Annotated in this window: 9 protein-coding genes and 3 riboswitches; of the genes, 8 read left to right on the top strand and 1 reads right to left on the bottom strand. The window is 60.6% G+C overall.

Annotated features, from left to right (window positions below; genetic code table 11):
- The first annotated feature begins 68 nt into the window (after nucleotides 1-68).
- A complete protein-coding gene (locus OPU69_RS18495) occupies nucleotides 69-686 on the top strand; it encodes a DUF7146 domain-containing protein (RefSeq protein WP_498512996.1) in 618 nt (205 codons plus the stop codon).
- On the opposite strand, the gene OPU69_RS18500 is transcribed toward OPU69_RS18495, so the two are convergent.
- Nucleotides 597-998 (bottom strand): hypothetical protein, encoded by a 402-nt coding sequence (locus tag OPU69_RS18500; RefSeq protein ID WP_152998733.1) that lies wholly within the window; start codon nucleotides 996-998, stop codon nucleotides 597-599. The genes OPU69_RS18495 and OPU69_RS18500 overlap by 90 nt on opposite strands.
- A 112-nt stretch (nucleotides 999-1,110) precedes the next feature.
- Nucleotides 1,111-1,353, top strand: a riboswitch (cobalamin riboswitch).
- Nucleotides 1,354-1,570: 217 nt separating this feature from the next.
- Between OPU69_RS18500 and OPU69_RS18505 the strand changes: the two genes are divergently transcribed.
- From OPU69_RS18505 to cobW, 7 genes are all read left to right on the top strand, one after another.
- Nucleotides 1,571-2,032, top strand: a complete 462-nt coding sequence (locus OPU69_RS18505; RefSeq protein WP_137776011.1) for a hypothetical protein — start codon at nucleotides 1,571-1,573, stop codon at nucleotides 2,030-2,032.
- A gap of 57 nt (nucleotides 2,033-2,089) precedes the next feature.
- Nucleotides 2,090-2,332: riboswitch (cobalamin riboswitch) on the top strand.
- Nucleotides 2,333-2,547: 215 nt separating this feature from the next.
- Nucleotides 2,548-4,491, top strand: a complete 1,944-nt coding sequence (locus tag OPU69_RS18510; protein ID WP_039330622.1) for a TonB-dependent receptor plug domain-containing protein — start codon at nucleotides 2,548-2,550, stop codon at nucleotides 4,489-4,491.
- A gap of 113 nt (nucleotides 4,492-4,604) precedes the next feature.
- Nucleotides 4,605-5,396, top strand: a complete 792-nt coding sequence (locus tag OPU69_RS18515) for an ABC transporter substrate-binding protein (RefSeq protein WP_160328032.1) — start codon at nucleotides 4,605-4,607, stop codon at nucleotides 5,394-5,396.
- Nucleotides 5,393-6,379, top strand: coding sequence for a FecCD family ABC transporter permease (locus tag OPU69_RS18520; RefSeq protein WP_498512980.1), 987 nt, complete (start codon nucleotides 5,393-5,395; stop codon nucleotides 6,377-6,379). The genes OPU69_RS18515 and OPU69_RS18520 overlap by 4 nt, the downstream gene beginning before the upstream one ends.
- The gene (locus OPU69_RS18525) at nucleotides 6,376-7,158 is read left to right on the top strand and encodes an ABC transporter ATP-binding protein (protein ID WP_052241777.1); all 783 of its coding nucleotides are present in this window, start codon (nucleotides 6,376-6,378) and stop codon (nucleotides 7,156-7,158) included. Before OPU69_RS18520 ends, OPU69_RS18525 begins: the two co-directional genes overlap by 4 nt.
- A complete protein-coding gene (locus tag OPU69_RS18530) occupies nucleotides 7,155-8,135 on the top strand; it encodes a DUF6925 family protein (RefSeq protein WP_052241778.1) in 981 nt (326 codons plus the stop codon). Before OPU69_RS18525 ends, OPU69_RS18530 begins: the two co-directional genes overlap by 4 nt.
- An 89-nt stretch (nucleotides 8,136-8,224) precedes the next feature.
- Nucleotides 8,225-8,455: riboswitch (cobalamin riboswitch) on the top strand.
- A gap of 181 nt (nucleotides 8,456-8,636) precedes the next feature.
- Nucleotides 8,637-9,674: a cobalamin biosynthesis protein CobW gene (cobW, locus tag OPU69_RS18535; RefSeq protein WP_039330625.1), complete on the top strand. Its 1,038-nt coding sequence runs from the start codon at nucleotides 8,637-8,639 to the stop codon at nucleotides 9,672-9,674.
- Nucleotides 9,675-9,676 lie beyond the last annotated feature (2 nt).

Below are 9,676 nucleotides of genomic sequence, written 5' to 3' on the forward strand. Positions count from 1 at the left end.
TGGTCCACTGTTTTGCGGGATGCCGCAGCGAGGATGTCCTGCGCGCAATCGGTCGGACCAAACCGATCCTGAATTCCTCTGCCCCAAGCTATCAGCCAGAACGAACTGCGCCAAACGTCAGAAGGATATGGGATCAGGCCACGGAGATCCGCGGAACGCTCGGTGAAGTCTACCTTCGGTCGCGGCGGCTGCCAATCGACCTCCCCGACTTACGCTTCCATCCGCGGTGCCCATTCGGCCGCAAGCCTAAGACCACCTTCCGGCCCGCGATACTGGTCGGTGTCAGAACCGGGCACCGGATGACGGCCATCCAGCGGATCAGGCTGACCAACGACGGAACATGGCATGATGGCAAATTCATGCTCGGAAAGCCTGAACGGGGCGCGTGGGCACCGCAGTTCGAGGGCGACGTGCTCGCCATTGCTGAGGGCATGGAGGATGCGGCGAGCTATACTCAGATCAAAGGAGTCCCTTGCTGGGCAGCACTCGGGAATAAGCGTCTCGCGCTAATCAACGTTCCGGACCAAGTTGGCACCCTTTACATCGCCGCGGACAACGATGGTCCAGGCCGATACGCTGCAATGGCGGCAGTTGGATCACATAACATACCAGAAAGGCAGCTCTTGCGTGATCCGCCGCCAAGGCCTTTCCACGATTGGGCAGAAGCTCAGAGCCATATCCGTTAAATGAACATCAGGCTGAGTGTCGGCGATGAAGATCGGGCGCGAGGCACCGACAAACGCTGTAAGCTGTTGAACGAGCCATTCGGAAACATACCGCAAACTTGCCGGTCGAATTTCAGCATCGATATGCAGTTCCGACTTCCGCCGTCGAAGTTCATAGGCCACACCATCATAGAAAACGGATCGGTCCATTGAGGAACCCGTTTCAAGCAGTGCAGCGAAACTACGCAGACCGATTACTTGCATCTTTCCCACTACAAAGCTTGCGGGATTATCAATCGCGTCAATTCGATTTATGGCGAACCATTTGCCCATGAAATCTCGGATTTTCGGTGATGGGGCCAAAGGAAAACGCTATCACTTCAAGACACAGCTTGGTTTTATCCTGTATGTCAATTATACTGCCGCTGACTTCGGTTAAAATCCGTTGTCAACAGATCGCGCCGGTGCCCGAGAGGGTTTAATTCGGGAACACGGTGAGGAGCGGCTTTTGCTGATCCGAGTCCGAGGCTGTCCCTGCAACTGTAAGCGGCGAGCGCGATGCACATCGCTTCCACCTTCGGGCGGGAGCAGCCACTGGGCCGGACGCTAAGTCATGCGGGGCCTGGGAAGGCCGTGCATCAAGCTGTGACCCGCGAGCCAGGAGACCTGCCGGCGCTTGGTCGCTCTTGCTGCGGTCCAGGGGATGGCCATGGCACGGTAAACCTCCGTCTGAGCGACGAATCGATGTGACTGGGTCTTTCAGCGGCCCCGGCGCTGCGGGCGCGCGCCAGGAGAAAGCTGCTGACCACCTCACGTGGCGACTTGGTCTTGGTTCGTGGCGTCCGGACCGGAGACACCTGCAATGCAAATGTCATATAGTGCCTGACGTTATGGCAATCCGCCGCTTGGTCACCCTCAAGAAAGACAATGACCATTTGGTCGTAGAGGTAGACCTCGATGGGCCGATGCCGATTGGCCTTGTGGTCCATAAGGGCGAGCGCGACGCTACCATGCGGCTACTCATGGCGAAGAGTGGCAGCGCAATCGACAAACCCGGAAGAGTTTGCAGATTTCAACCCGATCAGTTGGGCTCTGCTGAAATGCTTGTCGATGAGCTTCGCGACAGGCTCCGCCGGATCGCTTCGAAACCCCTTAGTCTCAAGCAGATTGAGAAGCTGTTGTCGCTCACCCCCGCCGAACGCAACCGGTGGTCGAAAGATGGCCGACTGCAAATTTCCGGGACATCCAAAATACGCCGAGGGGACAACCTCATTTCGCTCGCGACCTATAATGTGGATGCGGTGGAACGGTTGCTTGAAAATCCTGCCATCGTTGAGGCTTGGCGTCGTTCCGATGCCAGTCGTTAAGGGATTGGCTTTCGGGCGACTTTCGACTAGTGGATCAACGTCAACGGTTTAAGACCGTTGTCAACAGATCGCGCCGGTGCCCGAGAGGGCTTAATTCGGGAACACGGTGAGGAGCGGCCTTGGCTGATCCGAATCCGAGGCTGTCCCTGCAACTGTAAGCGGCGAGCGCGATGCACATCGCTTCCACCTTCGGGCGGAAGCAGCCACTGGGCCTTACGCTTGTCCAAGCGCGGCCTGGGAAGGCCGTGCATCAAGCTATGACCCGCGAGCCAGGAGACCTGCCGGCGTTTGGTCGCTCTTGCTGCGGTCCAGGGGATGGCCATGGCACGGTAACCTCCGTCTGAGCGACGAACCATTGCGGCTGGGGCCGCAGGGTTAGTCCTGCGCGGGTGAATTGTGCCCACTCGCGTTGGCCTGGCCGACCGTTCGTGCGCTCTCCCGACTCGCCTTGGGAGTTGATGGATCCGGTTGCCCCTTTTCGTCGCGCAGTTGCTCGGCACCAAGGGGGTATCCCGATGAAGAAACCTGTTCTCGTATCCACGTTTGCGCTGGCGCTAGCCAGCTGCCCGGCCTTCGCGCAGTCGAACCCGGGACAGCCTACAACCAATGACAGCGGAGAAACCATTGTCGTGACGGCGTCACGGTCCGGTGAGGCCGTGGCCGTAAACAAGCTCGGTGCGTCGGTGACGGTACTGGACAGCGAAGCGTTGGAGCAGCGCCAGACCCGGATTGTTTCGGACATTCTGCGCGATGTGCCGGGCGTTGCCGTGAGCCGCACCGGCGCTGCTGGCGGCCTCACCCAGCTCCGGCTTCGCGGCTCCGAGGGCAACCACGTCCTCGTTCTGATTGACGGTATAGAAGCTTCGGACCCGTATTTTGGCGAGTTCGATTTCGCCACTCTCATTGCCGATCCCGAAGCCCGCGTTGAAGTCCTGCGAGGGCAGCAGTCCTCGCTTTACGGTTCGGACGCGATCGGCGGCGTTATCCAGTATCTGACATTGACCGGGAAGGAGGCTCCGGGGGTCAGCTTGCGCGCAGAGGGCGGCAGCTTCAACACCTTCACCGGAAGCGCGCGTGCTGGCGGAGTGTCTGGCGATCTCGATTATGCTGTGTCTGGCGCTTACTATCACACCGGCGGCTATCCCACGGCACGAAATGGCAGCAGGGATGTCGGCTCCGACATCGCAGGCCTTTCGGCCAAGCTCATCTGGTCGCCGTCCGAAACCTTCAAACTGACCGGCGTTGCCCGCTACAGCTTCACGGAAGCCGATACCAACAACAGCGAGAACAATCCGGCGAGCCCGCTATTCGGATTCACCGTCGACAGCCCCGGCGTGTTCTTCAGAAACAAGGCCTTCTATGGTCTTGTGAGAGCTGAACTGATCGGGCTCGACGGCCGCTGGACGAACGCAGTGACAGGGCAAGTCGCGTTGAGCGAGCGCAAGGGCTTCGACGCTGCGGGCTTCGATTACGGCAACAAGGGTAACCGCTACAAAGGCTCGTTCGAATCGAGCCTGCGGCTGGGCACCGACGCCATCCGGCATCGCCTGACCGCCGCAATCGACGTCGAGCGCGAAGAATTCCAGAACACCACACCGTCATCCTTCGCGTTTCAGGGAAAAAGATCGACCGACAATGTCGGGATTGTCGGGCAGTATGAACTGCTGATCAACGACGCATTCTCTTTTGGTGCATCGATCCGCCATGACGAAAATGATCGCTTTGATGACCCCACAACTTGGCGGGTTCAAGGCAGTTATTCGCTCCCGACTGGTACCCGTGTTCGCGGTGCCTATGGAACGGGGGTCAAGAATCCGGGCTATTTCGAGCTCTATGGATTTTCCGATGGCCGCTATATTGGCAACCCTAACCTGAGGCCCGAGAAGTCGGAAGGGTGGGAAGCCGGCATCGAGCAAAGCTTCAGCGATGGCAAGGCCACCATAAGCGCGACCTATTTCGATAGCCGCCTGAAGGACGAAATTTTCACGACCTTCCCCGCTCCGACCTTCATAGCGACGCCATCAAACCGTGCAACTTTGTCGAAACAGCATGGCATTGAGGTGGCCCTTGCCGCCCGTCCAATTCCCCAGATCAGGCTGGACGCCGCCTACACATGGCTTCATGCGCGAGAAAACGGCACAGTCGAGGTGCGTCGCCCCAAGCATATCGGCAGTTTCAACGCGACAGTGTTCAGCAAGGATGAGCGCTTTTCGGGTACGTTGACAGTGCGCTACAACGGGCGTCAGACCGATGTCGCGTTTACAAATCCAAGCTTCATTCCGGTGCGCGTGTCCCTGAGGGAATATGTACTGGTTAACCTGAATGCCGAATACAAGTTGCGCCCCAACATTTCGTTGTTTGCGCGCGTAGAAAACCTCATCAACGAGCAATACGAAGAGGTGTTCAGTTTCGCCACTCCGGGCCGCGCAGGCTATGGTGGCGTTCGCGTCCGCTTCTGATGTTCCGCAAGGCGCTCTGCCTCCTTTGGATGATCTCCGTGCTTCCGGCTCTGGCCGGTTGCACGGAGCCGTCTGGTAGTCGCAGCCAGGCGGCAGCAAAGCCAGTCCATGTCATGTCGATGAACCAGTGCACGGATCAGCTTGTCCTGGCATTGCTGCCACCTGAGCGGATCGCGTCGGTCACTTGGCTGTCGCGCGATCCCGACGGCTCCCTCATGTTCCGCGAGGCTGCGCGTGTCGACATCAACCATGGAATGTCGGAGGAGGTCCTGCGCCAGAAGCCGGACCTGGTTATTGCCGGGGCATTTACGACGCCGGCAACACGCGGACTGCTTAAGCGATTAGGGTTTCCAATGATCGAGGTCGATCATGCGGAAACCTACGAAGATATCCGCAAGATAACCCGACAGGTCGCCAAGGCAGTAGGAGAGCCCGCTCGCGGCGAGGAATTGATCGCAAAAATGGACCGCCAACTGGCCGACCTTGCGCGCGATCCGGGCCCGCCGCTACGAGTGGCTGCGTGGGATGGTGCTGGCTTCAATGCAAGCACGGGGTCTCTCTATGACACTGTGCTCAAGACAGCCGGTGCGACCAATGTTGCCAACACACTGCAGAAGAGCAGCTACGGCAAACCGGATATCGAAATCCTGCTCCTTTCTGCTCCGTCCCTGCTGGTGAAAGGCGCCGGGGTAGGTCGCCGCCCGGGGCTTCGCGAAAACGTCGAGCGACACCCTCTAATCCGTCGCTACTGGGACGGTGACCGTACGCTGACGATCCGACAGGCGTACTACGTTTGCGGAACGCCGATGGTGACGGAAGCCGCGATGCAGTTGCGCAACGAACTTCGTTCAGCGGCTCTCCATGCCCGCTCTCCCCTTCCCTTTGCCGGTGGGAAATCGCTATGACCCGGTGGCTTGTTCCCATGCTGGTCAGTTGTCTGCTCGCCAGCGCTTTCGCTTCGGTGCTGGCTAGCTCCGTCTGGTTGACACCACGCGAAGCGTTTCAGGCGCTGGCTTTCGATCATGCGGATCTGGCTGGCCAGATCGTCACCCAGATCCGCCTGCCACGGGTTGTCCTTTCGATGGCCATCGGTGGCATCCTTGGCCTCTCGGGTGCCGTCATGCAGGGGCTGTTGCGAAACCCGCTGGCTGACCCCGGCCTGCTGGGCGTTTCGGCAGGTGCCTCGCTCGGTGCGGTCATCGCCATCTATTTCGGCTTTGCCGCCAGTTTTACCCTTGCCGCTCCGCTGTTTGGTCTGACAGGTGCATTCGTCACCACAGGCATTGCCTTCATCCTTGCGCGGGGAGGCGGTACCCTATCGCTCATCCTGGCCGGGGCAGCAGTCAGCAGCATAGCCAGTGCAGGCGTCAGTCTGGCGCTCAACCTCTCCCCCAATCCTTATGCCGCTTACGAGATCATGACCTGGCTGATGGGTTCGCTTGCCGATCGAAGCTGGGATCATGTCCGCCTTGCCACACCCTTTATCCTTGCCGGGGGTACGATGCTTCTGCTGACGGGCCGAGCTCTGGATGCTCTTGCATTGGGTGAAGCGCAGGCTGAAAGCCTGGGGATTGCGGTTTCACGAACGCGCATGCTGGCGCTGATCGGTACGGCCCTTGGCGTCGGAGGCGCAACCGCCGTATCCGGAACGATCGGTTTCGTAGGCCTGATTGCGCCTCACCTTGTCCGGCCTCTGGTCGCCCATCGTCCAGGCAAGGTGCTCATCCCGGCCATGCTGGTTGGAGCCGTTCTGGTAACCCTCGCCGACATCGCGTCGCGCACATTGGTATTCCGGGGCATGCCGCTAAATCTCGGGGTGTTCATCAGCCTGATCGGGGCACCGTTCTTCCTGTGGCTGGTCCTTCATGTCCGGAGACGCACCGCATGAGCGCGCTGCACTTTCATGGTGTTTCGGCGCGCCGGGGGCAGCGTCTGGTCCTTGACGGGATATCGGCGCGTGTTCCATCGGGCCATCTGACTGCTGTGATCGGCCCCAATGGCGCCGGCAAGAGCACCTTGCTGGACATCACATCGGGCCTCAAACGCCCGGTGCAAGGTTCGGTCGAACTCGATGGCAAGGACCTCCACCGCCTTGGCCGCCGGGAACTTGCCAAGTTGCGTGCCTATCTGCCGCAACGTGCGGGGGTTGATTGGCCGATCACCGTAGAGCGCGTGGTTGCGCTCGGGCTGACTCCGGCGCTGCCAGCATTCGGCACCATACCGTCCGCTCTGCTTCCCGCCATCGACGATGCACTGCTCGCCTGCGATCTGCTGGGTTTGCGGGATCGGCCAGCCACGCAATTGTCGGGTGGCGAACTGGCGCGGGCAATGCTGGCCCGCGCGATTGTCGGCGATCCAGCGCTTCTGATCGTTGATGAACCAACCGCGGGTCTGGATCCACGCCATGCCATCGATGCCGTCCAGCGTCTCAAGGCCCGGACCACGGCCGGGTGCACGGTTGTCATGGCGATCCACGATCTTGATCTGGCCTTGGCCTTCGCGGACTCGATCCTCGCAATCCGCGATGGGCGATTGCTTGCACACGGTCCGACGCACGAAGTCGTCACCGAAAGCCTACTCACCTCGCTCTATGACGTTCCGGTCCGGTTATCTCGTGACGGGGACGGCATTTCCGTCCGCTTTCTCAAGTCCGGGGTATCATCATGAACCAGATTTCCTTTGACGAACTGGCACGTCTCGCGTGCGACCCTGGCCATGGCTGGAGCATCGGCACATTCGGTGCGATCGGCGAATTCATTCGCGACGAGGATGAGCCGGCCACGGTTCAAAACGACCGCGACAATATCGAAATCGTGACCGCTCGCGGTGCCTTGCGGATCAGGCATTCGGATAGCTTTGAATGCCTTGCCTGGGATAGCCTGTCCTCTGATGGCGAAAGCTGGGGTCATGCAATGGCGCTCTGCGCGCCTCTGACTGGTTCGGTCGATCGGGCTGTCGTATCTTTGGGCGCCGATACCGACGCCATTCGCAGGGAAGACCAGTCGAGCCGCCTGTTCGACATGGGCGTTTGTAACGGCACCATAAGGATGTGCGCCCGCACTGACGACGAAGCGCTGATCGGGGCTCTCGAGGCTCTTGAAGGTCAGGACCTGCTGTCTTCGCCAACAGTCATGGCCGAGGTTCTGCGTGCGCAGCCCCACCGGGTCATGCTCTCGCCTGCCGGACGGATCGAAGTCTTCCAACCGATTCCGCCTCCGGATGGGAAATCGCCGGAAGGCCCGCACACCCATCTGCTTGCCAAGCTTATCGGGAAGGGTCGGCCACATGGCGCCAACGTCCCCATTCCGGATGGCTATCAGTCGATCCTGAACATTCACCCTCGCTCACCTTGGCGGAACGCACTGGGTGAACGGCACGATTTCGTGCCCGATACGGACACCGCCTTTTCACCTATGCTTGAACGCTTTGGCCTTGATCAGGATCGTGCCGTGGACGCACATATCCGCACCGCTGTGGCTGAAGGCGCAAACCCTGAATTCTTTGATTGGCCCGACACACGGCGGGGCCGAACGAAAGCCCGCATCGTCCTGCGCCGTCTTGCCGCTGCCGGTCACGAGCACGTGGGTCCCTGGCGCGTCTGGTTCGACCGCGCTCCCGTTGAAACCGATGAAACGGAACAGTGAGGTTGCGCCTGCAATTTCAGCGCGAACTTTGATTGGCATGATCGAAGTTTGGGTCTAGAGATATTCAATGATGATGCGGGTTTGCCCGTGCCATCGATGATCGCGCCGGTGCCCCCAACGGGGCTTAATCGGGAATGCGGTGCGGGAGCGTAGCTCCCAAATCCGCGGCTGTCCCTGCAACTGTAAGCGGATAGCGCGATGCACATTTTTCCTGCGCGTGCAGGAAAAGCCACTGGACCGCGCATGAACGCGCATCTGGGAAGGCGTGCATCAAGCTGTGACCCGCGAGCCAGGAGACCTGCCGGCGCTCTGGTCGCTCTTGCCCGGGTCCAGGGGATGGCCAAGGCACGGTACTCTTCCGTCTGAGCGACGAAGCTGTGCGGCTGGGGCTGCACGGCCGCGTGGTTTCGGGCGTCTGTCGCGCCAGCCCGTTGTCGCGCGCCGACCGGACCTGTCCGGCAAGCCCTGCCCGGTGTCGCTCTGGCGCGCGGAGGAACTGCCATGTCGGACCTGTCAAAGGTACCCGTCACGATCATCACCGGCTTTCTGGGTGCCGGTAAGACCACGCTGATCAGCCACCTGATCCGCAACGCTGGCGGACGCCGATTGGCTGTGGTCGTCAATGAATTCGGTACTCTGGGGGTGGATGGGGACATCCTACAATCCTGCGCCATTCCCGATTGCCCGGCGGAAAACATCGTCGAACTGGCCAACGGCTGCATCTGCTGCACCGTGGCGGACGATTTCATTCCCACCGTAGAGCGCCTGCTCGCGCTTGATCCGCGCCCTGACCATATCCTGATCGAGACATCAGGGCTGGCCCTGCCCAAGCCCTTGCTCAAGGCCTTCGACTGGCCGGCAATCCGCAGTCGCATCACGGTGGATGGCGTCCTTGCGCTGGCCGATGCCGAAGCGGTTGCTGCCGGACGGTTTGCCCCCGATCTTGCAGCGCTGGAGGCCCAGCGCGCCGCAGACCCGGGGATCGACCACGAAACCCCGCTGTCCGAAGTCTTCGAGGACCAGCTTGCCTGCGCCGATCTCGTTTTGCTGACCAAGGTTGATCTGGCCGGACCTGACGGAGTCGCTGCCGCAAGGGCAGCCATTGCGGCCGAAGCACCCCGCCCCGTGCCTGTGATCGAGATAGCCGAAGGGATTGTCGACCCTCGCGTGATCCTTGGACTTGGAGCTGCCGCCGAAGACGATATCGCTGCCCGGCCCTCGCATCACGACAATGAGGATGATCACGAGCACGACGATTTCGACAGCACCGTCATCGCGCTCGGCGAGATTGCCGATCCCGCCGATTTGGTGGCGCGTATCGAAACGCTCGCCCGCGACCATCGCATCCTGCGGGTAAAAGGCTACGCTGCCGTGACTGGCAAGCCCTTGCGCCTCTTGGTGCAGGCCGTCGGGTCGAGGGTTCGTCACCAGTACGACCGCCCATGGCGCCCCGATGAGCGGCGCCAGACCACCCTGGTCGCCATCGCCGAGCATGACGATATCGACGAGCCTGCCATTCGCGCGGTGCTGGCAGGCTAAGC

This window comes from Blastomonas sp. 34TW, assembly GCF_059803595.1.

Bases quoted from the DNA above. Each gene is read 5' to 3' on its own strand.
- OPU69_RS18500 (WP_152998733.1), bottom strand. From the start codon at position 998: ATGGGCAAATGGTTCGCCATAAATCGAATTGACGCGATTGATAATCCC.
- OPU69_RS18510 (WP_039330622.1), top strand. From the start codon at position 2,548: ATGAAGAAACCTGTTCTCGTATCCACGTTTGCGCTGGCGCTAGCCAGC.
- OPU69_RS18515 (WP_160328032.1), top strand. From the start codon at position 4,605: ATGTCGATGAACCAGTGCACGGATCAGCTTGTCCTGGCATTGCTGCCA.
- OPU69_RS18520 (WP_498512980.1), top strand. From the start codon at position 5,393: ATGACCCGGTGGCTTGTTCCCATGCTGGTCAGTTGTCTGCTCGCCAGC.
- OPU69_RS18525 (WP_052241777.1), top strand. From the start codon at position 6,376: ATGAGCGCGCTGCACTTTCATGGTGTTTCGGCGCGCCGGGGGCAGCGT.
- OPU69_RS18530 (WP_052241778.1), top strand. From the start codon at position 7,155: ATGAACCAGATTTCCTTTGACGAACTGGCACGTCTCGCGTGCGACCCT.
- cobW (WP_039330625.1), top strand. From the start codon at position 8,637: ATGTCGGACCTGTCAAAGGTACCCGTCACGATCATCACCGGCTTTCTG.